This window comes from Rhizobium sp. PAMB 3182, from assembly GCF_052908355.1.
This window is the reverse complement of sequence record NZ_CM128607.1, coordinates 3745185-3770976: the sequence shown is the minus strand read 5'-3', so window position 1 is coordinate 3770976 and position 25792 is coordinate 3745185. Positions and strand designations below refer to the sequence as shown.

The following is a 25792-nucleotide window of genomic DNA, read 5'->3' as shown; positions in this document are numbered from 1 at the left end:
TTCCCCCATCAGGGCGCAAGACTGACTGAAAGAGAGATGAACACATGAAGAAGACGGGCGGCCAGCTCATTGTCGAAGCCCTCGAAGCCAATGGTGTAGAGCGCATTGCCAGCGTTCCGGGCGAAAGCTTCCTCGCCGTTCTCGACGCGCTCCACGACAGTGCAATCGAGATGATCGTCTGCCGCCAGGAAGGCGGCGCGGCAATGATGGCAGACTGCTGGGGGCGACTGACCGGCAAACCGGGCATCTGCATGGTGACCCGCGGTCCCGGCGCCACCAACGCCTCCGCCGGCCTGCACATCGCCATGCAGGATTCAGTCCCGATGATCCTCTTCATCGGCCAGGTCCAGCGCGAGGCACGCGAGCGCGAAGCCTTCCAGGAGGTCGAGTTCCGCCGCGCCTTCACCGAATTCGCCAAATGGGTGGGCGAGATCGATGACGCCGCGCGCATTCCCGAATTCGTCACCCGCGCCTTCGCGGTCGCCACATCCGGCCGCCCCGGCCCTGTCGTCCTGACGCTGCCCGAAGACATGCTGCGCGACGAGGTGGAAGCGCCTGCGGCAAAGGCCTGCACGCCGGTTCCGGCGCATCCGGGGCCGTCCCAGATTGCCGACCTCCGCGAGCGGTTGCAGAAGGCGGAGCGTCCGATGATCATCCTCGGCGGCACGCGCTGGAACGAGGAATCGGTCGCCGGCATCCGCGCCTTTGCCGAACGCTGCAACCTGCCCGTCGGCTGCTCCTTCCGCCGCCAGATGCTGTTCGATCACCTGAGCCCGTCCTATGCCGGCGATGTCGGCATAGGCATCAATCCGGCGCTGGCAAAAGAGATCAAGGAGGCCGACCTCCTGATCCTGATCGGCGCCCGCATGTCGGAAATGCCGTCCTCCAGCTACACGCTGATCGACATCCCCTATCCGAAGCAGACGCTCGTTCACGTCTTCCCCGACCCGGAGGAGCTCGGGCGCGTCTACCGGCCGGACCTGGCGATCTGCGCCGCACCATCGGATTTCGTATCAGCCCTCGCAGGGTTCGAGCTTACCGACAGCGCACGCTTTGCCGAGCGCACCCGCGCCATGCACGACGCCTATCTCTCCTGGTCAACCCCGCCGAAGACCGGCCCGGGCCTGGTCCAGATGGGACCGATCATGGAGTGGATCGAAGAAAACACGTCCGCCGATACCATCTTCACCAACGGCGCCGGCAACTACGCCACCTGGCTCCACCGCTTCCACCGCTTCCGGGCCTACAACACGCAGGCGGCCCCCTGCTCCGGCTCGATGGGTTACGGCCTGCCGGCGGCGGTCGCCGCCAAGGCGCGGTTTCCCGAACGCGAGGTCATCTGTTTTGCCGGCGACGGCTGCTTCATGATGCATGGCCAGGAATTCGTCACCGCCGTACGCTACGGCCTTCCGCTAATCACCCTGGTCATCAACAACAACATCTACGGTACGATCCGCATGCATCAGGAACGGGAATATCCCGGCCGCGTCTCCGGTACGGATCTCGTCAATCCGGATTTTGCCGCACTCGCCCGCGCCTATGGCGGCCATGGCGAAACGGTGGAGACGACGGCAGACTTCGCACCGGCCTTCGAACGTGCGCGAGCCAGCGGCAAGCCGGCGATCATTGAAATCAAGCTCGATCCGGAAGCGATCACGCCGACGCGGACGCTGTCCGAGATCTCGGCTTCGTCAAAGCGCTAAAAATCAATCGCCTTCAGGTGCTTGGAGGCAATTCCGGACTCAATCTCGCAAGCACCTGAATCAATCTCTCGCAAACAAAAAGCCCCGGCGCGACAGCACCGGGGCTTTTCTCTGATCTGCGGGACAGATGCGCTTACAGCGCCGCCGTCACGATGAATTCGACCTTGTACTTCGGCGCGGCAAGCGCGCCCTGGCTGGTCGCGCGGGCCGGCGTGTTGGCCGGATCGACCCAGGCTTCCCAGGCTGCGTTCATTTCAGCGAACGTCGACATGTCGGAGAGGTAGATGATCGTCTGCAGGATCTTCGACTTGTCGGTGCCGGCAGCCGCCAGCAGGCGATCGACTTCCGCCAGTGCGTCCTTGGACTGCTCGGCAACGGTCTCGCCTTCGCCGACCTGGCCTGCGAGGTAAACGGTGTTGCCGTGAATGACGGCCTGGCTCATACGGGCGCCGGCTTCGATACGCTTGATGCTCATCATGGTCTCCTTGATAAATGGATGTGCAAATGGAAACGGGGCAGCGCCTGCACTGCCCCGAAAAAACAGATGGGCGGGATATTATCCGCGCATATGGACGGTCTGCTCGTAGATGCGGGTCGAGCGCGCGCCGGACCGGCAATAGCCGAGCATCGGCCGCGGCAGCTCGTCGAGCGCGTCGACCATGCCTTCGACCGCCTCTGCGGTCACGCCCATCGGCCCGACGGGAATATGCCGGGTCTCAATGCCGAGTTCGGCCGCACGGGCGGAGATATCGGCAAACGTCGGCTGACCGCCGTCTTCATGGTCCGGCCGGTGGCAGACGATCGACTTGAAGCCCATGTCCTTGATGGCGTCCAGTTCCTCGACCGTGATCTGGCCGCTCACCGAGTATTCACCGTTGACTTCGCGGATATCCATGCGCCTCTCCTCGATTTCGTTTGGCGTTTGTCTACGCGCAAGCGCCCGCTCGCGTCAATCTTCCCCGCATCAATCTTCGAATACGAAGCTGATCGAATAGTCCCTGCTCTCGCCGGGCTGCAAGAGATCGAGTTCGCCAGCTGCCGCAAGATCGGCGCGCGAGACCCAGCGGTGCGAGACCGGTTCGATGCCGAGCACATGCGCCGGACGCTCCTGGTTGCGCCACATCTGCAGATGGGGAAGCGTCGCGACGGAGAAAGCAACCTTCAGCGTGCGCCCGGCAATTCCGGCGATCGGCCCGAGCGCGACAGCTGCGTCGTCATGCCCGGCCTTGGTGGTCGCGGGCACGCAGAAGACCTTCATGTCCGTATCGCCGAATTTCCAGCCGATGGAACCGCCTTCGAACATGGCACCATCGAGCCGCGTGCGATCGTCGAACAGATGCGCGCCGATATTCATATGATACATGAAGACCGGCGGAAACGGCGTATCGCCGGCATTGACCACCCGGTCGCTGAGCGTAGTCTTGCCGGTGACGCCGTCCATCATCCACCGACGCTCAAGCCTGGCAGTTCCACCCTGGGCGAGCTCGACGACGACAGTGGCGCTGATTTCGGCATGATTGCTGGACTGCTCATTGGAAATCACCACCGCGGGACTACCGGCAAGCGAACCATGCAAAGGAAACTTCTTGCCGTCCGTCCGGCCCCCAATCGGCTCCGGATGACGGATATGATCCGGACCGCAGGTGAAGAGAAACCCGCCGACCGAGTGGAGAATACGCGCGTCACCATCGTCCGGAACGGCTTTGCCGGGCGCGATATCGACGCCGCCGACCACGCATCCCTGCACATCCAGCGCGGAGGATTCGTCCAGAAAAAGGTGTGGGCCCCGGCCTACATGAAATTCAATCATCGGTTATCCTGTCCGTTAGGGAAGGCGATTCCCGTTTGCCGTTGGATTCTTAGGGCTTATCCTTGCCTTCGGGAAACGAAAATCCATATTCGGGCCAAATTCGGGCGCTACAGAAAATAGTCTTTGAAAGAATGGTGCTGCTGCAGTGATCAAAAACGCCAAAACATTTCTGCCTGCCTTGTTGCTGATCGGAACCCTGGCCGGAACCGCGTCCACGGATGCCCGCGACCTCTGGCGTGGCGGCGGCAGCCAGGTCGTGCTCGTCACCCCCCAGGGCGATATTCTCGACTACATGCCGGAAGAAGGCGAAGTGACGACACGCTTCGACACCTACGGCCGCCGCGTCCTGATCGACCGCTATGGCGTGCTGATCGCCACGGAGGTACCGGCCGACCAGTATTACAGCTGGCTGGAGGAACAGGGCCGTCGCAACTCGCGCGTCACCGTTCGCGAGACCCCCTCCGATTCCTACGGCCAGCAGGAGATCATCACCGGCACGGTGCCCAATCAGGGCACTGTCGATCGCGAACCGCTGGCGCCCACCTATCCGGATGCACCCGAGCCGGATCAGCAGGCCGATCAGTCGAACGACGATGTTCCTCAATACGCCAACACGCTGCCCAGGCCCTACACGCCGCCGAAGTCTGTCGAGCCGGCCTTGCAGCGCGACGATCCGAACCTGACGCTGAGCAAGCGTTCGAAGCCGGAAGTGGTGGCCCTGCAGGTTTTCCTCGACCGCGAGGGCTTTTCGCCGGGCGTCATCGACGGACGCATGGGCTCCAACGTCCAGAAGGCCGTCGCCGCCTATGAGCAGACCACCGGCGAGAAGCTGAACATCAACGACCTGAACGACGACGAGACGGTGATGCAGAACCTCCGGCTCTCCGGCGGCCTGCCGATCGTCAACTACACGATCACCGCCGCCGATGCCGCCGGCCCCTACGTCGCCGAAATCCCGAGCGACTACAGCCAGAAGGCCAAGCTGCCGGCGATGTCCTTCACCTCGACCTCGGAAATGCTGGCCGAGCGGTTCCACATGGATGAGGACTACCTGAAGGAACTCAATCCGGGCGTCGACTTCTCCATTCCCGGCACCATCATCAAGGTGGTCAATCCGGGCAATCCGAAGAAGGGCACCGTCACCCGCATTCTCGCCGACAAGGCGAAGAAGCAGGTTCTCGCCTATGGCGAGGATGGCGGTCTGATCGCCGCCTATCCGGCCACGATCGGTTCCTCCGACACGCCCTCGCCGTCCGGCACCGTGACGGTGGAGCGCGTCGCGCTGAACCCGGGCTACACCTACAATCCGAAGATCAACTTCAAGCAGGGCGAGAACAACCAGATCCTGCAGATCAATCCGGGCCCGAACGGCCCCGTCGGCAATGTTTGGATCGCACTCTCGAAGCCGACCTACGGCATTCACGGCACGCCCGAGCCGTCGCAGATCGGCAAGACAGCCAGCCATGGCTGCGTGCGCCTGACCAACTGGGACGCTAACGAGCTCGCCAAGATGGTCAAGCCCGGCGTCACCGTCGAATTCGTCGACTGATCGCCATCAACGCCTGAAGACATGAAAACCGCCCGGTCATCGACCGGGCGGTTTTCATTTCGGCCGAGCTTGGGAGGAGATCAGGCCGCTGATTTGTTCCAGAAGCCGAAACGGCTTCGATTTGCCGTGACGGCGGCGCGCATCGACGGACGTGCCCGGACTTCGGCCGGCAGAAGCGTGAGAACTTCCCGCGCGAAGGCCCTGGCGTTTTCCTGTGCCTTATCGAGATTGCTGACCTTGGCGGCATCCATCGTGTAGAGCGTGCCGCCGCAATCGAACACCTCGCGGAAGGCGGTGCGCTCGGCGATCGACGTGTCGAGCACGTTGACGCCCCGGGCCGACAGCAGCTCCTTGATCGCGGCGAGCGCCCGCGTCGTCACCATCGAAGTGACCCGCGTCAGCACCACCGAATGTGGAATGTGAATATTTGCCTTCTCGCGCAGGAGCTTCAGGAGATCGAGGATCTGCGCCGCCCCTCGCGCATCCATGGCACAGCCCTGCACCGGGATCAGCACATGGTTGGAAACGCCGAGGGCGGTCGTCACCAGCGCATCGCGCGCACCGGCCAGATCGATGATGAAGTAGTCGACGCCCGCCATCCGGGCATCATGGATATGACAGGGAAGCGAGGCCGTGCTGACTTCGGAAATGACCGAGAGATTGGCGATGACGCCGCCCGCCTCGTGCCACGACGAGATCCAGCGCTGCGGGTCGGCGTCGAGGACGACGACCCTGTGCCCTGCCCGTGCCAGTTCGGTCGAAAGAAGAAGGGAAGCGGTGGTCTTGCCGGCACCGCCTTTTGCGTTTGCGAGGGTAATCACTTGCATTCTGAATTCTCCGCCTGCTGAACCGCGAGCCCCATCTCGCCCTCTTGCACGTGCACCGAAGGACATGGTGCGAGGTTAATCAACTGTTGCGGAGTATGGTTAACGAGGCGTTAACCCGAGGCGCTGCCTTTGCACTCATGAGAAATGAGGGATAACCATCGGAAAATCCGGGAAAATTTTCTTATTAGCACACCCTGAAATGAAGACAGGGTTGAAATCCGTTGTTTCTCAGGGTTTCCACGCGTCCCTCGCGGCAAGTTCCGTCTCCGTACATGACAGCAAAAAGCCGGGCGCGGCGGGTTGCGCCGCGCCCGGCTTGCACATGTCAGAGTATCAGATGCACTCGGCGAAGAGTTTCTTGGCTGCATCCAGCGTCAGTTCTACCGGGTTGCCGCCGGCCGTCGGGTCGACGATCGCCATTTCCGACATCTCGTCGATGCGGCTGGTGTCGACGCCGAGCGCCGAGAGGCGATCCGGTACGCCGAGCTCTTCGCGAAGCTGCAGCACGTAGTCGTAGAAGCCGTTGAAGCCGCCGGAAATGCCCAGATAGGCGGCCGCAGCGGCAATCTTGTCCTCGATTGCCGGACGGTTGAAGCGCAGCACCGGCGGCATCACGACGGCATTCGTCATGCCGTGATGGGTGTTGTAGATCGCGCCGACCGGATGCGACAGCGAGTGGATGGCGCCGAGCCCCTTCTGGAAGGCGACGGCGCCCATCGCGGCCGCCGACATCATGTGCGCACGCGCCTCGATGTCCGTGCCGTCGGCATAGGCGCGCGGCAGGTATTCCTTGACGAGGCGCATGCCTTCGAGCGCGATGCCCTGGCTCATCGGGTGATAGAAGGGCGAGGAATAGGCTTCCAGGCAATGCGCAAACGCGTCCATGCCGGTGCCGGCGGTGATCACCTTCGGCATGCCGACGGTCAGTTCCGGGTCGCAGATCGTGATCGACGGCAGGAACTTCGGGTGGAAGATCACCTTCTTCGTATGAGTCGCCGAATTGGTGATGACCGAGGCACGTCCGACTTCCGAGCCGGTGCCGGCGGTCGTCGGCACGGCGATGATCGGCGCGATGCCGTCGGAATTGGCGCGCGTCCACCAGTCGCCGACGTCCTCGAAATCCCAGACCGGGCGGCTCTGGCCGACCATGAAGGCGACGCACTTGCCGAGGTCGAGGCCCGAGCCGCCGCCAAAGGCGATGACGCCATCATGGCCGCCGTCCTTGAAGGCTTTCACGCCGGCGTCGAGGTTCTTGTCGTTCGGGTTCGGATCGACGTCCGCGAAGATCGCCCGGCCAAGGCCGCCGGCGTCGAGAATGTCGAGCGCCTGCGCCGTGATCGGCAGGCTCGCAAGCCCGCGGTCGGTGACCAGCAGCGGCTTCTTGATGCCGGTCGCCTTGCAATGATCGGCGAGTTCCTTGATGCGCCCTGCCCCGAACTTGATCGCGGTCGGGTAGCTCCAGTTGGCGGTAATGGTCATGTCAGTCATGCCTTCTTGAGATGATAGGATTTCGGGCGGGTCAGGTTGTGGAAGCCGATGACGGAGAGCGAGCCGCCCTTACCGGTTTCCTTGCAGCCGGTCCAGCAGAGTGCGGGGTCGAGATAGTCGGCGCGGTTCATGAACACGGTCCCGGTCTCGATCTCGCGGCCGATGCGGGCGGCGCGCTCCGCATCCTTGGTCCACAGCGATGCCGTCAGGCCGTATTTGCAGTCGTTCATCAGTTCGAGCGCTTCCGCGTCGTTCTTGACCTTCATGATGCCGACGACCGGACCGAAGCTTTCTTCGGTCATCACGTCCATCGTGTGGTCGACATCGACGAGCACCTGCGGCGCGAGATAGGCGCCACCGTCATCTTGCGGGAACAGCTTCGGATCAACGAGCGCCTTGGCGCCCTTCGCAACGGCCTTCGATATCTGGTCGCGGACGGTAGCCGCAAAGCGCTTGTGCGCCATCGGGCCGAGCGTGGTTTCCTGCTCCAGCGGATTGCCGAGCTTGTAGGACGAGGCAAAGGCGACGGCCTTTTCGACAAAGGCGTCGTAGAGGTTCTCGTTCACATAGATGCGCTCGATGCCGCAGCAGCACTGCCCGGAATTGAACATCGCGCCGTCCATCAGCGTGTCGACGGCCGCATCGAGGTCGGCGTCTTCCATGACGTAGCCCGGATCCTTGCCGCCAAGCTCGAGACCGACATTCGTGAAGGTGCCGGCCGCAGCACGTTCGATCGAACGGCCGCCTTCGACGGAACCGGTGAAGTTGACGAAGCCGAAGCTCTTCTCGCCGATCAGCGCCGATGTCGTGTCATGGTCGAGGAAGATGTTCTGGAAGACGTCTTCCGGCACGCCGGCCTCATTGAAGGCGCGCACCATGCGCTCGCCGACGAGGATCGTCTGGCTGGCGTGCTTCAGGATGACGGTATTGCCGGCCATCAGAGCCGGCGCGACCGTGTTGATCGCCGTCATATAGGGATAGTTCCACGGCGCGATGACGAAGACGACGCCATGCGGCTCGCGCTCGATGCGGCGCTCGAAGGAGGCGCTGTCTTCGATGACCAGCGGCGCCAGAGACGACGCGGCGATCTCGGCGACGTAGTTGGAGCGCTCGTTGAAGCCCCTGAACTCCCCGCCGTAACGCACCGGCCGGCCCATCTGCCAGGCAAGCTCGGTGACGACCTCGTCGGCCATCTCGTTCAGGCGGGCGACGCCCTTCAAGACAAGCTGAACGCGGTCTTCGAGCGGACGGGCCGCCCATGCCTTATGCGCCTTCTTCGCACGTGCCACCGCCGCGCGGGCATCATCCAGCGCCAAAGCCGGACGCTCGGCATATACTTCGCCGTTCACCGGCGAAATGCATCGGATCATGGTCATGATCTTCACTACCTTTTGCTGGGTTCTGCTGCGAACCCGTTTCTTTCGTTAGGCTCTCTCGAAACCGCGCGCGACTTCCCAGTCGGTGACGCGGCGGTCGAATTCTTCCTGCTCCCATTCCGCCGCCCGGACGTAATGGTCGATGACGTCGCTGCCCAGCGCCTCGCGCAGCATCTTGGACCCCTTCAGGGTCTCGATTGCCTGGCGGAGCGTCTTCGGCACCTCGCGGACATTGGCCGCGCCATAAGCGTCGCCGGTATAGGGCGCTTCGAGCTTCATCTTCTTCTCGATGCCGTCGATGCCGGCGGCAAGCAACGCCGCAAAAGCAAGATAGGGATTGAGGTCGGCGCCGCCAATGCGGCATTCAACCCGCACACCCTTGGTATCTTCGCCGCACAGGCGGAAGCCGGCCGTACGGTTGTCCTTCGACCAGACGATCTTCGTCGGGGCGAACGTACCGGCGATGAAGCGCTTGTAGGAATTGATGTAGGGCGCGAGGAAATAGGTCATCTCCTCGGCATGCGCCAGCAGGCCGGCGATATAGTGCTCCATCAGCTCAGACATGCCGGATTCGCGCGCCGGATCGTAAAACAGCGGCTTGCCGTCGAGGCTCCACAGCGACTGGTGGACATGCGATGAGTTGCCGGCGGCCTGGGCATGCCACTTGGCAAGGAAGGTGATCGCCTTGCCCTTCTGCCACGCGATTTCCTTGGCGCCGTGCTTGGCGATCGAATGATTGTCGGCAGCCAGCATCGCCTCGGCGTAGCGGACGTTGATTTCTTCCTGGCCGGCGGACGCCTCGCCCTTGGTGTTTTCGACCGGAATGCCGGCACCGTAGAGGCCGTTGCGGATCGCCCGCATGACATTCTCGATCTTGGTCGTCTGGAGGATATGGTAGTCCTCGTTATAGGCGCTCGAAAGCTTCAGGTTGCGGTAGCCGGCGGCATTGGCGCTCTCATAGCTCTCGTCGAACAGGAAGCATTCCAGTTCGGTCGCCATGAAGGCCTTCATGCCCATTGCTTCGAGCCGCTTGATCTGCTTCTTCAGGATCGAGCGCGGCGACAGCGGCACTTCCGCATGGGTGTGGTGATCGTAAAAATCGGACAACACCATCGCCGTGCCTTCGAGCCACGGGATCTTGCGCAGCGTCGAGAGGTCCGGCTTGACCGTGTAGTCGCCGTAGCCGGCCGACCAGCTGGCCGAGGTGTAGCCCGGCACCGTTTCCATCTCGATGTCGGTTGCCAGCAGGTAGTTGCAGCAATGGGTTTCCTCATAGGCGCTGTTGATGAAGTGCTCAGCGTGGAAGCGCTTGCCCATCAGACGACCCTGCATGTCCACCTGTACGGAAAGGACGGTGTCGATGCGCCCTTCGGCGACATCCTTCTTCAATTCATCGAACGTGTAGGTGGCGGTCATCTGAGTTCCTGCCTCGAGCGTTTCATCCATCAACTGCAAACGGCCCGGAGCTTAGGCGCCCCGGACCGCGATTTCCTATATAGACGCAATCAGCCTTCGCGGTAAGGCGAGCCTGCCTTGGCCATGACCGCCTGATAATCCTTGAGGATCTTGACGACCTTGGCGTTGCGTTCGCTCTGGGTGGCGATTTCGTCCCAGAACTCCATGGCCTTGTCTTCGACCGTCTTCCACTCTTCCGCCGGAATGCTGGTGAGCTCCAGCGGCGAGCCGCCGGCGCGAAGCGCTGCCTCGCCCCCCCAGTACCAGTGCAGGCGGTGGTAATGCGAGGAGTCCATGCAAACACCCCACAGAGTTTTCAGGTGCTCCGGCACTTCCTTCCAGCGGTCGGCATTGGCGAAGAACGATCCGCACCAGCCGCCGGAGATGTTGTTGGTCAGGAAGTACTTCACCGTATCCTCCCAGCCGACGGTATGCACTTCGGTGATCCCGGACCACGCAACCGCGTCGATTTCACCGGTCTGCATGGCAACCGGCGTATCTTCGTAGGGGATCGTGACCGGGATGACGCCGAACTGTTCGAGGAACTTGCCGGCCGTCGGGAATGTGAACACGCGCAGGCCCTTCAGGTCGGCCAGCGACTTGATCGGCTTGTTGGTCGAGAAGTTGCACGGGTCCCAGGCGCCGGCGGACAGCCACTTCACGCCGACTTCGGCATAGGCTTCGTCCCAGATCTCGGCCAGACCATACTTGTAGAACAGCGTCGGCACGTCGAGTGCGAACTTCGAGGCGAACGGGAAATAGCCGCCGAACACCTTGATGTCGACCGGCGAGTTCATCGAGTCGTCGTCCGACTGGACGGCGTCGATCGTGCCCTGCTGCATGGCGCGGAAAAGCTCGCCCGTCGGCACCAGCTGGTCGGCCGTGTAGAGCTCGATTTCCATTTCGCCATTGGCGACCTTGTTGAACTTCTCGACGCAGGGCTTGACCACTTCTTCGGCGAGCGCCGCGCCGGCATAGGTCTGGAGACGCCACTTGATCGGCGCCTGCGCCTTCACATAGGGAGCGGCAAGCGTAGCAGGACCGGCGGCGGCAACGGCAACCCCGGCCTTTTTCAGGAATTCGCGTCTGCTTTTCATGTTGGTATCCCTCTATTGTTTCTCTGGTTTGTCTTATCGGCGGCGAAATCCCCCGCCACCGGTCTCACATTCCGGCCCCTTCTGTCGGGGGCCTTCAAAAACTCCATGCCGCGGCCCTAGCCCCTGACCGACACCTGCTCCGGCAGCCAGAGCGCGATCTGCGGAAACAGCATGACCAGGACGAGGCCGATGATCATCAATCCGACAAAGGGCCAGACAGACTTGTAGATGTCCTTCAGCGCGATTTCCGGCGGTGCCATGGCGCGCATCAGGAACAGGTTGTAGCCGAACGGCGGCGTCATGTAGGCGATCTGGCAGGTGATGGTGTAGAGCACACCATACCAGACGAGATCGAAGCCCAGCGCCCTGACCAGCGGAATGTAGAGCGGTGCGACGATCACCAGCATGGCGGTGTCGTCCAGGAACGTCCCCATGATGATGAAGGAGATCTGCATCAGGATGAGAATTTCCCAGGGACCGAGGCCCAGCTTGTCCTGGAAGATCGACGAGATCGTCTTGACCGCGCCGAGCCCGTCGAACACCGAGCCGAAGCAGAGCGCCGCCATGATGATCCACATGAACATCGCCGAGATGCCGAGCGTCTGTTCGAGCGTACGGTTCCAGACCTCCTTGGTCAGGCGGCCCTTGTACCAGGCCGCGAGAAGCGCGGAGGCCGCACCGATCGCCGAGCTTTCGACAAGGCTCGTGACGCCCATGACGAACAGGCCCATCATCAGGAAGAAGATCAGGAACGGGATGATGCCGGCTCTCAGAAGCTTGAGCTTTTCCTTCATCGGAACATTGCGTTCCTCCGGCGACAGCATCGGCGCCAGTTCCGGCTGCAACTTGCAGCGAATGATGATGTAGATGATGAACAGCGTCGCCAGAAGCAGGCCCGGGAGCGCGCCGGCGAGCCACAGCTTGCCGACCGGCTGGCGGGCGATCATGCCATAGAGAACCAGCACGACGGACGGCGGAACGAGGATGCCGAGAGAGGAGCCCGCCTGGATCACGCCGGAGACCATGATCTTGTCGTAGCCACGCCTCAGGAGCTCCGGAAGCGCGATCGTTGCGCCGATCGCCATGCCCGCGACCGAAAGGCCGTTCATCGCCGAGATGATGACCATCAGTCCGATCGTGCCGACGGCGAGACCGCCGGGCAGACCGCCAATCCAGACGTGGAACATCTTGTAGAGGTCTTCGGCAAGCCCGGATTCAGACAGCAGGTAGCCCATGTAGATGAACAGCGGCAGCGTGACGAGCGCATACCATTTCATCAGTTTCATGCCGGCGGAAAAGCCGAGCTCCATGCCACCGGGGCCCCAGAGGAGCGCGGCAGCAACGACGCCGACGACGCCGATCGCGGCAAACACACGCTGACCGGTAAACATGGTCAGCATCATCGACAGGAACATGAAGAAGGCGATCAACTCATAGGTCATCGATCGGCTCCCCTCTCCAGATCGCGACATCCTTGATCAGGATGGAGATCGACTGCAGGATCATGAGGAAGATGCCGACCGTCATGGCGATCTTGATCGGCGCCATGTAGGGCGACCAGGATGAATAGCTCGTCTCGCCGTATTCCAGCGCATACATGGTCGACGAAATGCCGCCGTAGAGCATGAAGCCGAGATAGGTCAGCAGCAGGAAAATGGTGAAGCAATCGACGATCGCCTTGGTACGCGGTGACCAGCGGCCATAGATCAGGTCCATGCGCACATGGCTGTCGAGCTGCATGGAATAGGGTCCGCCGAGCAGGAAATAGGCGATCATGATGAACTCCGCCATCTCCAGCGTCCAGTTGGCCGGCAGGAAGAACACCTTGGAAACGGATGAATACAGCAATACGCCCATGAGGACGAAAACGAGATACATCACAATACGTCCAAGCCGCCGGTTGAACCGGTCGACGCGACGCACATAGGTTTTCAGAAAATCAGGCATCGACGCCCCCGCGCCGCAGTCCGCCTGCATCCCTCAAATTCGTCATTTCCCTCTCCAGTTCGGATAGTGACCCGGCCTACCTCGTCCTGACTGTTCCCCGTTTCCTGCAGTCTTATTGTCGTTTCAGCTTCTTGCCTGCAGGGCCTGTTTCAAAAGATCTTCGAGAAAGCCCGCCGCCTTGTCCTGGCCAGCCGCATCGGCGATCAGGTCGTTGCGGACCTCGATCATCACGTTCAGCATGCCGCGCGCCTTGGCGTGCAGGTTCAGTGTATGCGTTACGCCGTCGGCCGGACCATAGGGTTCGTTGCGCCGGACCCGGTACGGACTGTCAGCATCCGTGCAGGCGGACAGCATCCGGTCGGCAAGGCGGGCGTCGTCATCATGCAGGATGCCGATCTCGACCTCCCGCTGCTTGCCAAAATAGACGGGCGTGAAGCTGTGCATGGTGACGAGCACCGTGCCGCGCGCCGCCGCTTCCCGTGCAGCAATCACATCCTCGACCCTGCTGTGGAACGGCAGGTAGAGCGCCTCGACCCGCGCGTTGCGCTCCTGTTCGGACAGGTTGCGATTGCCGGGGATGTCGTAGATCTCGCTGACCTCCGGCATGGCGCCCGGCGATTCCGGCGGGCGATTGCAGTCGTATACGAGCCTCGAAAACTGCTGATAGACCAGCGGCGCATCGAAGGCGACCGACAGGCGTTCGGCGACGGCGAGCGCGCCCGGATCCCAGGCGACATGGCTTTTCAGTACCTCGTCCGTCAGGCCGAGATCGCCGACGCTGGCCGGCAGACGACTGGACGCATGCTCGCAGACGATAAGGATATCGCCCGCGCCGCCGGGATTGACCACCCCGACGGGATCGCCTTCCGACCGCGCCAACAATCCGGCATGATGAAGCATGGAACCGGGGCCTTTCCGCACTGACTTTCGAATTTATGAAGAGAATTCTTCACAATCCTGTCACTGTCAATGCCGATAGAAAATTTCTTTACATTTTTATTGACTCGCTGATCAACTGCGTTTTTAGTGATAAAAAGAAGGCACCGGCAAAAGCCGGGCGGGGAACAAAACATCAGTGTCGGATACGTCGCCAAGAACAGTCGCGGACGTGATTCATGCCAATTTCGGCGGGTTGACGCGCGCCGAGCGCATGCTTGCGGACCGCATTCTGGAGAACTACCCGGTCTCCGGGCTCGGGAGCATCACGGCCATCGCCGAGCAGGCCGGGGTGTCGACGCCGACGGTCGCGCGCATGGTGCAGAAGCTCGGCTACAAGGGCTATCCGGAATTCCAGGCGCATTTGCATCACGAGCTTGAGGAAACGCTGTCCAATCCGATCGCCAAGCATGATCGCTGGGCAGCGAACGCCCCGGACACGCACATCCTGAACCGCTTCGCCGATGCCATCATGTCGAACCTGCGCCAGTCGCTGACCGGGCTCGACACGGCGACGTTCGACAAGGTCGCGGCACTTTTTGCCGACCGGAACCGCTCCCTCTATTTCGTCGGCGGGCGTATCACCGGCGCCATCGCCGAGTATCTCTTCACCCACATGCAGGTCATCCGCCCGCGCGCGACGCTCATGACCTCCAACTCCTCGTCATGGCCGCAATACGTCTTGAACATGGCGAAGGGCGATGTCCTGGTGATCTTCGACATCCGCCGCTACGAGGAGGAACTCGTCCGGCTCGCCAAGGCAGCGGCCGAAAGCGGCATCGAGATCGTCGTCTTCACCGACCAGTGGGCGTCTCCTGCCGCCAAGCATGCAAGTCATGTCTTCCGCATCCAGATCGAAGCGCCCTCCGCATGGGACTCTTCCGTCGTCATCCTGTTCGTCGTCGAGGCGCTGATCGAAGCCGTGCAGAACGACAGCTGGGATGAAACCCGCGAACGCATCAACACCCTGGAAAGCCTGTTCGAGCAGTCCCGGCTTTTCAGGAAGGCAAGATAAGGGGGGACGAAGGTTGCAGCAAAATGGCCGCAGGCCGCAGGATGAATGCCGAAATACAGGAAATGACGGTTTCCCACACGCCGGAAACTGACGCTACGGAAACCGTCACACAGGATTCACACAAGTTCAATAACGCCGAGCAAGCCGTTCGGCCGCAACTCACAAGAGGAGAAACAGAAGTGACCAACACCCTGCACCGCATGCTGTCGCTGACGACAGCGATCATGGTGGCATCCGCACCCTTCGCATATGCGGATTCCATGGACGACCTCGTTGCCGCCGCCAAGAAGGAAGGCAAACTGACCACCATCGCCCTGCCGCACTCCTGGTGCAACTACGGCGAAGCCATCGAAGGCTTCAAGGCCAAGTACGGCATCGAAGTCAACGAACTGAACCCCGACGCCGGCTCCGGCGACGAAATCGAGGCCATCAAGGCCAACAAGGGCAACACCGGCGACCAGGCCCCTGACGTCATCGACGTAGGCCTGTCCTTCGGCCCGTCCGCCAAGGCCGAAGGCCTGATCCAGCCCTACAAGGTCTCGACCTGGGACGAAATTCCGGATTCCGCCAAGGACGCCGAAGGCTACTGGTATGGCGACTATTACGGCGTCATGTCGCTTCTGGTAAACAAGGACCTGGTCGACACGGTCCCGACCGACTGGGCTGACCTACTGAAGCCGGAATATGCCAACATGGTGGCGCTTGCCGGTGATCCGCGCTCGTCGAGCCAAGGTGTAAACGGCGTTTTCGCCGCTGGTCTTGCGGCCTCGGGCGGTGACGTTGCAAAGGGCGGCGAAGCCGGCCTTGAATTCTTCAAGAAGCTGCATGAAGCCGGCAATTTCGTTCCGGTCGTCGGCAAGGCTGCTCCCTTCGCACAGGGCACCACGCCGATCATCGCCGCCTGGGACTACAATGCCCTTTCTTGGGGTGAAGGCCTCAACGGCAACCCGCCGTTCGAAGTCGTCGTTCCGAAGTCCGGCGTTCTTGCCGGCGTCTACGTCCAGGCAATTTCGGCCTACGCGCCGCATCCGAACGCTGCAAAGCTCTGGATGGAATACCTGTACTCCGACGAAGGCCAGCTCGTTTGGCTGAAGGGCTTCTGCCACCCGATCCGCTTCAACGCCATGTCGAAGGCCGGCAAGATCCCGCAGGAACTGCTCGACAAGCTGCCGCCGGCAGCGGCCTATGAAGCCGCCCTGTTCCCGACCCTCGACGAACAGAGCGCCTACAAGAAGACGATCACCGAGAACTGGGACAGCGTGGTCGGCGCCGATATCCCGAAGTAATCAACTGAACTGGCGTTCCGCCCCTTTCAAAAGGGCGGAACGCTGCCTCGTCCGCCCACCGGAAGACCAACGCCATGCAAAACCAGATCTCCGCGGCGGCCCGCAAGAGGGTCATCGACTGGCTCGGCATCACGCCGTTCATGATCTTTGCCGTCATGTTCCTGATCGCCCCCACTCTGTATCTGCTCGTTGGCGCCTTCTTCAATCAGGCCGGTGAGCCGACGCTGGATAACATTCGCGGCCTGTTCACCGACAAGATCCTCGCCTCCTACATGATCTCGCTGAAGGTATCGGTGGCCTCGGCGCTTGGCGGCGGGCTCGTCGGCTTCTTCCTCGCCTGGGCCGTCGTGCTCGGCGACCTGCCGAAATTCATCCGCTCGCCGATCATGACCTTCTGCGGCGTGGCTTCCAATTTCGCCGGCGTGCCGCTGGCCTTCGCCTTCCTCGCCACGCTCGGCCGCACCGGCCTCCTGACGCTGATCCTCAAGGAAGCCTTCGGGTTCAACATCTACACCCACGGCTTCAACCTGCTGAGCTTCACCGGCCTGACGATCACCTACATGTACTTCCAGATCCCGCTGATGGTGCTGATCATCACCCCGGCGCTCGACGGCATGAAGAAGGAATGGCAGGAAGCCGCCCAGAGCCTCGGCGCCACCACCTTCCAGTACTGGACCCGTGTGGCCCTGCCGATCCTGTTTCCGAGCATCCTCGGCACGTTGCTCCTGATGTTCGCCAATGCCTTCGGCGCGATCGCCACCGCCTATTCGCTGACCGGCTCGACCTTCAACATCGTGCCGATCCAGCTCTACGCGCAGATCCGCGGCGACGTGCTGCACAACCCCAATCTCGGCTATGCGCTCGCCTTCGGCATGGTGGTCATCACCGGCATTTCGAACCTCATCTACATCTGGCTGCGCGTGCGCGCCGAAAGGTGGCAGAAATGAACGCGAAGAAAATCGGCGCCTGGTTTGCCGTCTTCATCGGCTCACTCTACTTCATCGTCCCGCTGATCGGCACGTTCGAATTCTCCTTGCGCATGCGTCGCGGCGAATATTCCTTCGACGCCTATCGGTCGGTCTTTTCCGACGTCGATTTCCACCAGTCCTTCAGCTATTCGATCGTGATGGCGCTGCTGACCATCCTCTTCGGCATGCTGCTGGTCGTCCCGACCGCCTACTGGGTGCGGCTGCGCCTGCCGCAGATCCGCCCCGTCGTCGAGTTTTTAAGCCTCATGCCGCTCGTCATTCCGGCGATCGTCATCGTCTTCGGCTACCTGCGGCTCTACAACTCGTCGTCGCTGATCCCCTTCACCGGCACGACGCGCGGCACCGACGCACTGCTGATGTTCGCTTTCATGACGCTGTCGCTGCCCTACATGTACCGCGCCGTCGACACCGCGATGCGGGCGATCGACGTCAACACACTGACGGAAGCCGCCCAGAGCCTCGGCGCCTCCTGGCCGATGATCATGTTCCGCTGCGTCTTTCCGAACGTCATGAGCGGCGTGCTCTCGGGCTCGTTCATCACATTCGCGATCGTCATCGGCGAATTCACCCTGCCCTCGCTGCTCAACCGGCCGGCTTTCGGCCCCTATCTGCAGCTGATCGGCGCGAACCGGGCCTATGAGCCGCCGGCGCTCGCCATCATCGCATTCGCCATCACCTGGCTCTCCATGGGCCTGATCCAGCTCGTTTCGCGCCTCTCCCGCTCCAGCGCACGCCTCGCCTGAAGGAACTGAAAACCAATGTCTTTTCTCGAACTGACGAACATCCAGAAAAGCTTCGGCCCGGTCAAAGTCGTGCACGACTTCAACATGGCGATCGACGAAGGCGAGTTCATTTCCTTTCTCGGGCCGTCGGGCTGCGGCAAGACGACCATCCTGCGCATGGTCGCCGGCTTTGAAATCCCGACGGGCGGCATGATCAACATCAACGGCGTCGACCAGTCGCGGCTGAAGCCCAACCAGCGCAATATCGGCATGGTGTTCCAGGCCTACGCGCTGTTTCCCAACATGACCGTGTTCGACAACGTCGCCTTCGGCCTGAAGATCGCCGGCATGAGCAAGGCCGACATCCAGAAGCGGGTGAAGGAAATGCTCGGCCTCATCCATCTCGAGCACCTGTCCGACCGCTTCCCCTACCAGATGTCCGGCGGCCAGCAGCAGCGCGTGGCGTTAGCCCGCGCGCTGGCGCCAAGCCCCAAGGTGCTGCTGCTCGACGAACCGCTGTCGGCGCTCGACGCCAAGATCCGCGTTTCGCTCCGCGAGGAAATCCGCGCCATCCAGCGAAAGCTCGGCATCACCACGATCTTCGTCACGCATGACCAGGAAGAGGCCCTGTCGATCTCCGACCGCATCGTCGTCATGAACGCTGGCCGTGCCGACCAGATCGGCTCGCCCTCGGAGGTCTACAACAAGCCGGCCACACGGTTCGTCGCAAGTTTCGTCGGCACGCTCAACATCATCGAGGCGAAGGTCGCAGATCCCGCCGCCAACACGATCACCATCGGAGACCAGACGATCGCGCTGGCGGAATCCCTTGGCGGCATGAAGGGCGGCGACAAGGTATCCCTGGCGCTGCGTCCGGAGGCGGGTTCGCTGAACTCGTCCGAAGGCGACACGGCGCTGACCGGCAAGGTGGTCTCGACCAACTTCCTCGGCTCCGTCATCCGCACCAAGATCGACGTCGGCGGCAATGCGATCTCCTTCGACATGTTCAACAATCCCGGCCTGAAGCCACCGGCGATCGGCGACGTAACGACGCTGCATTTCGCCGCCGCGGACCTTCTCGTCATTCGGGAGTGAACTGAGCCCGAAAGGCGCGTAGAACAGTGTCTGCCGGCCGGCGGGCCCGGCTTTTTTCAAGCCTCGCCTCCGGAGCCTTCGCCATGCCGCTTTCCGCCTTTTCCGCCCCCGGCCGTTTCCATCGGGGAAACCTGCATACCCATTCGACCCTCTCGGACGGTATCCTCGCGCCTGAGGAAGTCTGCCGGCGCTACAAGGCGGAGGGCTATGACTTCATCGCGCTGACCGATCACTTCGTCGGCCGCTTCAACTATCCGATCGCCGATACGAAGCCCTTCCGCGACAACAGCTTCACCACCATTCTCGGCGCCGAACTCCATTCCGGTGCCATGCAGAACGGCGAGCTCTGGCACATTCTCGCGGTCGGCCTGCCGGAAGATTTCGCGCCCTCGCACACGCCGGAATTCTTTCCCGTCGAAGGCCAGGAAACAGGGCCGGAGATTGCCAGGCGGGCCCGCGACGCCGGCGCCTTCGTGGCCGTCGCCCACCCGCAATGGTCCGGCATGACGCTCGAAGACGCCCGCTCGATCGACGCCGCCCATGCCGTGGAAGTCTACAATCACGGCTGCGCCATGGGCTGCGACCGGCCGGACGGCTTCCACACCGCCGACCTCCTGCTCTCCGAAGACCGCCGGCTGACGCTGATCGCCACCGACGACGCCCACTTCAACGAACCGGACCATTTCGGCGGCTGGGTGATGGTCAAGTCCGAGGCCAATACGCCGGAGCTGCTGCTCGAAGCCTTGAAGCGCGGCGATTTCTATTCGAGCCAGGGACCGGAAATCCGTGGCGTCTCGCTGTCCGCCACCGCCGTCACGGTTCAGTCGACAGCCGTCGCCTCCGTCATCGTCCAGGGCCACGGCACCGCCGCCGTCGCCACCCATGGACATTCCATGAGCGAAGCCAGCGTCCCGCTGCAACGCTTCACAAGATCCCCCTGGATTCGCATCACCGTCATCGACGCCGCCGGCAAGCGGGCCTGGACCAACCCGATCTGGCTCTGATCCCGGAAACGAATCCGAAATCAGTATCTTGGAGGAGAAAGCGGAATCGGATGCTCAATCACTTGAATCGGTTTGCGAAGAATACTCACCAGCGCGAGTTTCCCCTCCCCAACCCCTCCCCACAAGGGGGAGGGGCTAACCTCTGGCAACGCATTCCCGCACTACCAACCTCGAGCTGCTTTCAAGGTCTGTAGGGGAGAACAAGCGCGTGGCAGCAAAGCCCCTCCCCCTTGTGGGGAGGGGTTGGGGAGGGGCATATCCAAACGACAGAGATTACGCCGCGTCGTCGACCGCCCCCGACTGCCTCGGCACGTAGTTCAGGACCGGTCCCAGCCAGCGTTCGGCCTCTTCCATGCTCATGCCCTTGCGCTGGGCATAGTCCTCGACCTGGTCGCGCTCGACCTTGGCGACGCCGAAATAGTAGCTGTCGGGATGGCCGATATAGAGGCCAGAGACGGATGATCCGGGCCACATGGCGAAGCTTTCCGTCAGCTCCACGCCGGTCGCCGCCGTCGCGTCGAGCAGATTGAAGAGCGTAGTCTTCTCGGTGTGGTCCGGCTGCGCCGGATAGCCCGGCGCGGGCCGGATGCCGGCATAGGTTTCCGAGATCAGCTCGTCGCTCGTCAGGTTCTCCTCGGTCGCATAGCCCCAGAATTCGCGCCGCACCCGCTCGTGCATGCGTTCGGCGAAGGCCTCGGCGAAACGGTCGGCAAGCGCCTTGACGAGGATCGAGGAATAATCGTCGTTCGAGCGTTCGAAGCGCTCGGCGATCGCCACTTCCTCGATGCCCGCCGTCACCACGAAGCCGCCGACATAGTCCGGCTTGCCGGAGACTTCCGGCGCGACGAAGTCCGATAGCGCCACGTTCGGCCGGTCGCCACGCTTGGAGAGCTGCTGGCGCAGCGTATGCAGCATCGCCAGCTCGTCCTTGCGGGCATCGTCCTTGTAGAGACGGATATCGTCACCGACGGCATTGGCCGGCCAGAAGCCGATCACGGCGCGCGGGCGGAACCATTTTTCGGCAATGATCTTTTCGAGCATTGCTTGAGCGTCGGCAAAAAGCTGGCGCGCCGCCTCGCCCTGCTTCTCGTCCTCGAGGATCGCCGGATAGCGGCCCTTCAATTCCCAGGTCTGGAAGAAGGGCGTCCAGTCGATGTAGCGGGCAAGCTCTTCAAGATCGTAGTCCTCGAACACCTTGGTGCCGGTAAAGCTCGGCTTCACCGGCTGGTAGGTGTCCCAGTCGAGCTTGACGGCATTGGCGCGGGCGGCCGCGATCGGCAGGCGCTGCTTCTCCCGCTCGGCGCGCTCGTGGGCTTCGGCGACCTTCCTGTATTCGGCACGGATCTGCTCGACATAGACGTCGCGCGCCGTCTTCGACAGGAGCGTCGAGACGACGTTGACCGCGCGGCTCGCATCGGTGACGTAGACCGCCTGGTTGCGCTGGTAGCGCGGATGGATCTTGACGGCGGTGTGGACACGGCTCGTCGTCGCGCCGCCGATCAACAGCGGAATGTCAAAACCCTGCTTCTCCATTTCGGAAGCCACATGCACCATCTCGTCAAGCGACGGGGTAATGAGGCCGGAGAGACCGATGATGTCGACCTTTTCCTTCACGGCCGTTTCGAGAATCTTCGTCGCCGGCACCATGACGCCGAGATCGATGATCTCGTAATTGTTGCAGGCGAGCACGACGCCGACGATGTTCTTGCCGATGTCATGGACGTCGCCCTTGACGGTCGCCATCAGCACCTTGCCGGCAGTCTCGCGGCCACTGCCGCCATTGGCGAGCTTCTCCGCCTCCATGTAAGGCAAGAGCACGGCGACCGCCTGCTTCATCACGCGGGCGGACTTGACCACCTGCGGCAGGAACATCTTGCCGGCGCCGAACAGGTCGCCGACGACATTCATGCCGGCCATCAGCGGCCCTTCGATGACATGCAGCGGCCGCTCGGCGGCAAGCCGCGCCTCTTCCGTGTCGGCGTCGATATATTCGGTGATGCCGTTGACAAGCGCATGCTCAAGGCGCTTTTCGACCGGCCATTCGCGCCAGGAAAGGTCCTGCTCGCGGGGGCCCTTGGTGCCGGTGCCACGATAGCGCTCGGCGATCTCCAGCATCCGCTCGGTGGCGTTCGGGCTGCGGTTGAGGACCACGTCCTCGCAGGCCTCCTTCAGTTCCGGTTCGATCGTCTCGTAGACCGACAGCTGGCCGGCATTGACGATGCCCATGTCCATGCCCGCCTGGATGGCGTGGTAAAGGAACACGGCATGCATGGCCTGGCGCACGGGTTCGTTGCCGCGGAAGGAGAAGGAGAGGTTCGACACGCCGCCGGAAATATGCACATGCGGCAGCGTCTTCCGGATCGTCCGCGCCGCCTCGATGAAGGCGACGCCATAGTCGTTGTGTTCCTCGATGCCGGTCGCAATCGCGAACACGTTCGGGTCGAAGATGATGTCTTCCGGCGCGATCCCGACCTTTTCGGTCAGGAGCTTGTAGGCGCGCGTGCAGATTTCCACCTTGCGCTCGTAGGTGTCGGCCTGGCCCTCCTCGTCAAAAGCCATGACGACGACGGCAGCACCATAGCGGCGCACGAGTTCGGCCTGCTTGAGGAAGGCTTCCTCGCCTTCCTTCATCGAGATTGAATTGACCAGCGCCTTGCCCTGCACGCATTTCAGGCCCGCCTCGATGATCGACCATTTCGAACTGTCGATCATCACCGGCACCCGGGCAATGTCCGGCTCGGCGGCGATCAGGTTCAGGAACTCGACCATCGCCTTTTCCGAATCGATCAGGCCTTCGTCCATGTTGATGTCGATGATCTGGGCGCCGTTTTCCACCTGGTCGCGGGCGACATCGAGCGCGGCGTTGTAGTCGCCGGCGGTGATCAGCTTGCGGAACTTGGCGGACCCCGTAACATTGGTGCGCTCGCCGACATTGACGAACGGGATTTCCGGCGTCAGCACGAAAGGCTCAAGGCCGGAAAGCGACATGAACGGCCTGTGCTCCGGCACGACGCGCGGGCTGAAGTCCGAGACGGCGTCGCGGATCGCGGCAATATGCTCGGGCGTCGAACCGCAGCAGCCGCCGACGACGTTGACGAGGCCTTCGTCTGCAAAGCCGCGGATCTGGCGGGCCATGTCGTCCGGCGTTTCGTCATACTGGCCGAAGGCGTTCGGCAGGCCGGCATTCGGATAGGCGCAGATGAAGGTGTCCGCCACACCCGACAGTTCCTGCAGGTGCGGTCGCATCGCATCCGCGCCGAGCGCACAGTTGAGACCGATCGTGAACGGGTTGGCGTGGCGCACGGAATTCCAGAAGGCAGACGGCGTCTGGCCGGAGAGCGTCCGGCCGGAAAGGTCGGTGATCGTGCCGGAAATCATCACCGGCAGGCGGATGCCCTTCTCCGCGAAGGCCTCTTCGGCCGCGAAGATCGCCGCCTTGGCGTTCAGCGTATCGAAGATGGTTTCGATAAGGATGATGTCGGCGCCACCGTCGATCAGTCCGACGATCTGCTGGCCATAGGCCTCACGCAATCCGTCGAAGGTGACGGCGCGGTAGCCGGGATTGTTGACGTCCGGCGAGATCGATGCGGTGCGGTTCGTCGGCCCGACGGCGCCGGCGACGAAACGGCGCTTGCCGTCCTGCTTCTCGGCCCGGAGCGCGGCCCGGCGGGCAAGCCGCGCGCCGTCGCGGTTGAGGTCGTAGACGATGTCTTCCATCGCATAGTCGGCCTGGGCGATGACCGTCGAGGAGAAGGTGTTGGTTTCCAGGATATCCGCGCCCGCCATCGCATAGCGGTAATGCACCTCCTCGATCGCCTTCGGCTGGCTGAGGATCAGAAGGTCGTTGTTGCCCTGCTGATGGCACTCGCAGCCGATGAAGCGGTCGCCGCGGAAATGATCCTCGTCGAAGCCGAGGCCCTGGATCTGCGTGCCCATGGCGCCGTCGAGGATCAGGATGCGCTCGCTGGCAGCCTTTTTCAGAGCCGCCGCAATCTCCCTGCCGTCGCGCTTTTCTCCCTCGGGGCCAAAAAGATCATCGAACATGGGCATTCTCCTCGTGTGCATGCATGAGTATTGCAGATCACATAAAGATATCTTTATGTCAACATGTCTATCGCAAAACTTGACCAACGACAAAGTGGCCTCGGCGGTGACATCCGCAGGCAAAAGCGATAGATGAGTGATCCGATTTGATGACGCCAGCATAACGGGAGAAGACGATGGGTCAAATTGCGGAAACCAATCCGGAAAAGTGGAAAGACCGCACCTATCACCGCCGCTGGCTGATGAGCCAGGCCGACAACCTCTTCAACTTCTTCGAAGGCTCTATCATCAATCCGAAGGGCGGCTTCTTCGAGCTCAACCTCGACGGCAGCCTGCCGGAAGGCGAAAACCCGGTGCGCGGCATTCACGTCACCTGCCGGATGATCCATTGCTTCGCCATCGCACATCTGCTTGGCCGCCCCGGCGCCTGGGAGATCGTCGACCACGGCATGAACTTTCTCTGGAACCGCCACCGCGACGCCGAGCACGGCGGTTATTTCTGGCGAGTTGACGACAACGGTCCGGTGGACGCCTCCAAGCAGGGCTATGGCCACGCCTTCGTGCTGCTGGCCGCCTCCTCCGCCAAGACCGTCGGCCATCCGCTGGCCGACGAGCTGCTGGCCGATATCACCGGCGTGATCAACACCCGCTTCTGGGAAGACGAGCACGGCGCCATCGCCGAGGAATTCGAGCGCGACTGGTCGCTAAAGGACGGCGGCACCTATCGCGGCCAGAACTGCAACATGCACCTGACGGAAGCGCTGATGGCGGCCTTCGAGGTGACCGGCGAACGCGATTACCTCGACAAGGCCGAGCGCATCGCCGACCTCATCATCAATCGCAAGGCCGCCGAGCTCAACTACCGGGTACCCGAGCATTTCGACACCGACTGGACGGTCGACCAGGCCTATGACGGCGACCAGATGTTCCGCCCGTCCGGCTCGACGCCCGGCCACTGGCTGGAATGGGCCCGCCTCCTCCTGCAGCTCTGGACGCTCGGCGGCCGCAAGCACGACTGGATGCCGGAAGCAGCCAAGGCGCTGTTCTTCCAGTCCATGGCGCTTGGCTGGGACCGTGATCGCGGCGGCTTTGTCTACACGATCGGCTGGGACAATGCGGTTTCCCGCGGCTTCAAGCTCTGGTGGCCGATGGCCGAAGGCGCCGGTGCTGCGCATTTCCTCAACGAGCATTCGTTCGGCGACTTCCACGAGGAAAGCTACCGCAAGATCTGGGACACGATCGCCCGCCACTTCGTCGACCGCGAGAATGGCGGCTGGCACCAGCAGCTGTCGGAAGACATGAAGCCGGAAGCCGAACTCTTCCCGACCCGTGACGACATCTATCACGCGCTGCAGGCCTGCCTGATCCCGCTCTTTCCGGCCGATGGCAGCCTGACAAAGATGATTGCCGAGAACGGCGCCGCGCTCTGAACGAAAAAGGGCGGCCTGT

At 62.3% G+C, this 25792-nt stretch carries 21 protein-coding genes; 9 read left to right on the top strand and 12 right to left on the bottom strand.

Features of this window, described 5'->3' with window-relative positions:
* Positions 1 to 44 precede the first annotated feature (44 nt).
* The gene (locus tag ACU5AZ_RS18070; protein WP_446823707.1) at positions 45 to 1703 is read left to right on the top strand and encodes a thiamine pyrophosphate-binding protein; all 1659 of its coding nucleotides are present in this window, start codon (positions 45 to 47) and stop codon (positions 1701 to 1703) included.
* Between the two features lie 133 nt (positions 1704 to 1836).
* Here ACU5AZ_RS18070 and ACU5AZ_RS18065 read toward each other — a convergent pair whose 3' ends face one another.
* From ACU5AZ_RS18065 to ACU5AZ_RS18055, 3 genes are all read right to left on the bottom strand, one after another.
* On the bottom strand, positions 1837 to 2178 hold the full coding sequence (locus tag ACU5AZ_RS18065) for a RidA family protein (protein WP_446823706.1): 342 nt from the start codon (positions 2176 to 2178) through the stop codon (positions 1837 to 1839).
* An 81-nt stretch (positions 2179 to 2259) separates the two neighbouring features.
* Positions 2260 to 2598 carry a TIGR01244 family sulfur transferase gene (locus ACU5AZ_RS18060; protein ID WP_446823705.1) on the bottom strand — a complete coding sequence of 113 codons (339 nt, stop codon included), beginning with the start codon at positions 2596 to 2598 and terminating at the stop codon, positions 2260 to 2262.
* A gap of 69 nt (positions 2599 to 2667) precedes the next feature.
* Positions 2668 to 3513 (bottom strand): DUF4432 family protein, encoded by an 846-nt coding sequence (locus tag ACU5AZ_RS18055; RefSeq protein ID WP_446823704.1) that lies wholly within the window; start codon positions 3511 to 3513, stop codon positions 2668 to 2670.
* A gap of 184 nt (positions 3514 to 3697) precedes the next feature.
* Between ACU5AZ_RS18055 and ACU5AZ_RS18050 the strand changes: the two genes are divergently transcribed.
* Positions 3698 to 5062, top strand: coding sequence for a L,D-transpeptidase family protein (locus ACU5AZ_RS18050; protein WP_446826046.1), 1365 nt, complete (start codon positions 3698 to 3700; stop codon positions 5060 to 5062).
* A gap of 80 nt (positions 5063 to 5142) precedes the next feature.
* On the opposite strand, the gene ACU5AZ_RS18045 is transcribed toward ACU5AZ_RS18050, so the two are convergent.
* The 8 genes from ACU5AZ_RS18045 to ACU5AZ_RS18010 all read right to left on the bottom strand — a co-directional run bounded on the left by ACU5AZ_RS18045 (position 5143) and on the right by ACU5AZ_RS18010 (position 14152).
* Positions 5143 to 5889, bottom strand: coding sequence for an AAA family ATPase (locus ACU5AZ_RS18045; protein ID WP_446823703.1), 747 nt, complete (start codon positions 5887 to 5889; stop codon positions 5143 to 5145).
* Positions 5890 to 6222: 333 nt separating this feature from the next.
* Positions 6223 to 7368 carry an iron-containing alcohol dehydrogenase gene (locus tag ACU5AZ_RS18040; RefSeq protein ID WP_446823702.1) on the bottom strand — a complete coding sequence of 382 codons (1146 nt, stop codon included), beginning with the start codon at positions 7366 to 7368 and terminating at the stop codon, positions 6223 to 6225.
* A gap of 5 nt (positions 7369 to 7373) precedes the next feature.
* On the bottom strand, positions 7374 to 8753 hold the full coding sequence (locus tag ACU5AZ_RS18035) for an aldehyde dehydrogenase family protein (RefSeq protein ID WP_446823701.1): 1380 nt from the start codon (positions 8751 to 8753) through the stop codon (positions 7374 to 7376).
* Between the two features lie 48 nt (positions 8754 to 8801).
* On the bottom strand, positions 8802 to 10169 hold the full coding sequence (locus ACU5AZ_RS18030) for a glutamine synthetase family protein (RefSeq protein WP_446823700.1): 1368 nt from the start codon (positions 10167 to 10169) through the stop codon (positions 8802 to 8804).
* 89 nt (positions 10170 to 10258) lie between these two features.
* On the bottom strand, positions 10259 to 11305 hold the full coding sequence (locus ACU5AZ_RS18025) for a TRAP transporter substrate-binding protein (protein ID WP_446823699.1): 1047 nt from the start codon (positions 11303 to 11305) through the stop codon (positions 10259 to 10261).
* Between the two features lie 116 nt (positions 11306 to 11421).
* The gene (locus ACU5AZ_RS18020; protein WP_446823698.1) at positions 11422 to 12747 is read right to left on the bottom strand and encodes a TRAP transporter large permease; all 1326 of its coding nucleotides are present in this window, start codon (positions 12745 to 12747) and stop codon (positions 11422 to 11424) included.
* A complete protein-coding gene (locus tag ACU5AZ_RS18015) occupies positions 12737 to 13252 on the bottom strand; it encodes a TRAP transporter small permease subunit (RefSeq protein WP_446823697.1) in 516 nt (171 codons plus the stop codon). Before ACU5AZ_RS18015 ends, ACU5AZ_RS18020 begins: the two co-directional genes overlap by 11 nt.
* 123 nt (positions 13253 to 13375) lie before the next feature.
* A complete protein-coding gene (locus tag ACU5AZ_RS18010) occupies positions 13376 to 14152 on the bottom strand; it encodes an N-formylglutamate amidohydrolase (protein WP_446823696.1) in 777 nt (258 codons plus the stop codon).
* Between the two features lie 175 nt (positions 14153 to 14327).
* On the opposite strand from ACU5AZ_RS18010, the gene ACU5AZ_RS18005 reads away from it, so the two are divergent.
* The 6 genes from ACU5AZ_RS18005 (at position 14328) to ACU5AZ_RS17980 (ending at position 20299) form a co-directional block, all read left to right on the top strand.
* The gene (locus ACU5AZ_RS18005; RefSeq protein WP_446823695.1) at positions 14328 to 15203 is read left to right on the top strand and encodes a MurR/RpiR family transcriptional regulator; all 876 of its coding nucleotides are present in this window, start codon (positions 14328 to 14330) and stop codon (positions 15201 to 15203) included.
* A gap of 200 nt (positions 15204 to 15403) precedes the next feature.
* Positions 15404 to 16489, top strand: a complete 1086-nt coding sequence (locus ACU5AZ_RS18000) for an ABC transporter substrate-binding protein (protein ID WP_446826045.1) — start codon at positions 15404 to 15406, stop codon at positions 16487 to 16489.
* A gap of 74 nt (positions 16490 to 16563) precedes the next feature.
* Positions 16564 to 17436, top strand: a complete 873-nt coding sequence (locus tag ACU5AZ_RS17995) for an ABC transporter permease (RefSeq protein WP_446823694.1) — start codon at positions 16564 to 16566, stop codon at positions 17434 to 17436.
* Positions 17433 to 18221: an ABC transporter permease gene (locus ACU5AZ_RS17990; protein ID WP_446823693.1), complete on the top strand. Its 789-nt coding sequence runs from the start codon at positions 17433 to 17435 to the stop codon at positions 18219 to 18221. The genes ACU5AZ_RS17995 and ACU5AZ_RS17990 overlap by 4 nt, the downstream gene beginning before the upstream one ends.
* A 15-nt stretch (positions 18222 to 18236) precedes the next feature.
* A complete protein-coding gene (locus ACU5AZ_RS17985; RefSeq protein WP_446823692.1) occupies positions 18237 to 19295 on the top strand; it encodes an ABC transporter ATP-binding protein in 1059 nt (352 codons plus the stop codon).
* 83 nt (positions 19296 to 19378) lie between these two features.
* Positions 19379 to 20299, top strand: a complete 921-nt coding sequence (locus ACU5AZ_RS17980) for a PHP domain-containing protein (protein WP_446823691.1) — start codon at positions 19379 to 19381, stop codon at positions 20297 to 20299.
* A 273-nt stretch (positions 20300 to 20572) separates the two neighbouring features.
* Here the strand turns inward: ACU5AZ_RS17980 and metH are convergent, their stop codons facing one another.
* Positions 20573 to 24343: a methionine synthase gene (gene metH / locus ACU5AZ_RS17975; protein WP_446823690.1), complete on the bottom strand. Its 3771-nt coding sequence runs from the start codon at positions 24341 to 24343 to the stop codon at positions 20573 to 20575.
* A gap of 176 nt (positions 24344 to 24519) precedes the next feature.
* On the opposite strand from metH, the gene ACU5AZ_RS17970 reads away from it, so the two are divergent.
* On the top strand, positions 24520 to 25773 hold the full coding sequence (locus ACU5AZ_RS17970; protein WP_446823689.1) for an AGE family epimerase/isomerase: 1254 nt from the start codon (positions 24520 to 24522) through the stop codon (positions 25771 to 25773).
* Positions 25774 to 25792: the final 19 nt, after the last annotated feature.

Excerpts from the sequence above, each read along its gene's own strand:
- ACU5AZ_RS18070 (WP_446823707.1), top strand. The coding sequence starts at position 45 with ATGAAGAAGACGGGCGGCCAGCTCATTGTCGAAGCCCTCGAAGCCAAT.
- ACU5AZ_RS18065 (WP_446823706.1), bottom strand. The coding sequence starts at position 2,178 with ATGAGCATCAAGCGTATCGAAGCCGGCGCCCGTATGAGCCAGGCCGTC.
- ACU5AZ_RS18060 (WP_446823705.1), bottom strand. The coding sequence starts at position 2,598 with ATGGATATCCGCGAAGTCAACGGTGAATACTCGGTGAGCGGCCAGATC.
- ACU5AZ_RS18055 (WP_446823704.1), bottom strand. The coding sequence starts at position 3,513 with ATGATTGAATTTCATGTAGGCCGGGGCCCACACCTTTTTCTGGACGAA.
- ACU5AZ_RS18045 (WP_446823703.1), bottom strand. The coding sequence starts at position 5,889 with ATGCAAGTGATTACCCTCGCAAACGCAAAAGGCGGTGCCGGCAAGACC.
- ACU5AZ_RS18040 (WP_446823702.1), bottom strand. The coding sequence starts at position 7,368 with ATGACCATTACCGCCAACTGGAGCTACCCGACCGCGATCAAGTTCGGG.
- ACU5AZ_RS18035 (WP_446823701.1), bottom strand. The coding sequence starts at position 8,753 with ATGACCATGATCCGATGCATTTCGCCGGTGAACGGCGAAGTATATGCC.
- ACU5AZ_RS18030 (WP_446823700.1), bottom strand. The coding sequence starts at position 10,169 with ATGACCGCCACCTACACGTTCGATGAATTGAAGAAGGATGTCGCCGAA.
- ACU5AZ_RS18025 (WP_446823699.1), bottom strand. The coding sequence starts at position 11,305 with ATGAAAAGCAGACGCGAATTCCTGAAAAAGGCCGGGGTTGCCGTTGCC.
- ACU5AZ_RS18020 (WP_446823698.1), bottom strand. The coding sequence starts at position 12,747 with ATGACCTATGAGTTGATCGCCTTCTTCATGTTCCTGTCGATGATGCTG.
- ACU5AZ_RS18015 (WP_446823697.1), bottom strand. The coding sequence starts at position 13,252 with ATGCCTGATTTTCTGAAAACCTATGTGCGTCGCGTCGACCGGTTCAAC.
- ACU5AZ_RS18010 (WP_446823696.1), bottom strand. The coding sequence starts at position 14,152 with ATGCTTCATCATGCCGGATTGTTGGCGCGGTCGGAAGGCGATCCCGTC.
- ACU5AZ_RS18000 (WP_446826045.1), top strand. The coding sequence starts at position 15,404 with ATGCTGTCGCTGACGACAGCGATCATGGTGGCATCCGCACCCTTCGCA.
- ACU5AZ_RS17995 (WP_446823694.1), top strand. The coding sequence starts at position 16,564 with ATGCAAAACCAGATCTCCGCGGCGGCCCGCAAGAGGGTCATCGACTGG.
- ACU5AZ_RS17990 (WP_446823693.1), top strand. The coding sequence starts at position 17,433 with ATGAACGCGAAGAAAATCGGCGCCTGGTTTGCCGTCTTCATCGGCTCA.
- ACU5AZ_RS17985 (WP_446823692.1), top strand. The coding sequence starts at position 18,237 with ATGTCTTTTCTCGAACTGACGAACATCCAGAAAAGCTTCGGCCCGGTC.
- ACU5AZ_RS17980 (WP_446823691.1), top strand. The coding sequence starts at position 19,379 with ATGCCGCTTTCCGCCTTTTCCGCCCCCGGCCGTTTCCATCGGGGAAAC.
- metH (WP_446823690.1), bottom strand. The coding sequence starts at position 24,343 with ATGTTCGATGATCTTTTTGGCCCCGAGGGAGAAAAGCGCGACGGCAGG.
- ACU5AZ_RS17970 (WP_446823689.1), top strand. The coding sequence starts at position 24,520 with ATGGGTCAAATTGCGGAAACCAATCCGGAAAAGTGGAAAGACCGCACC.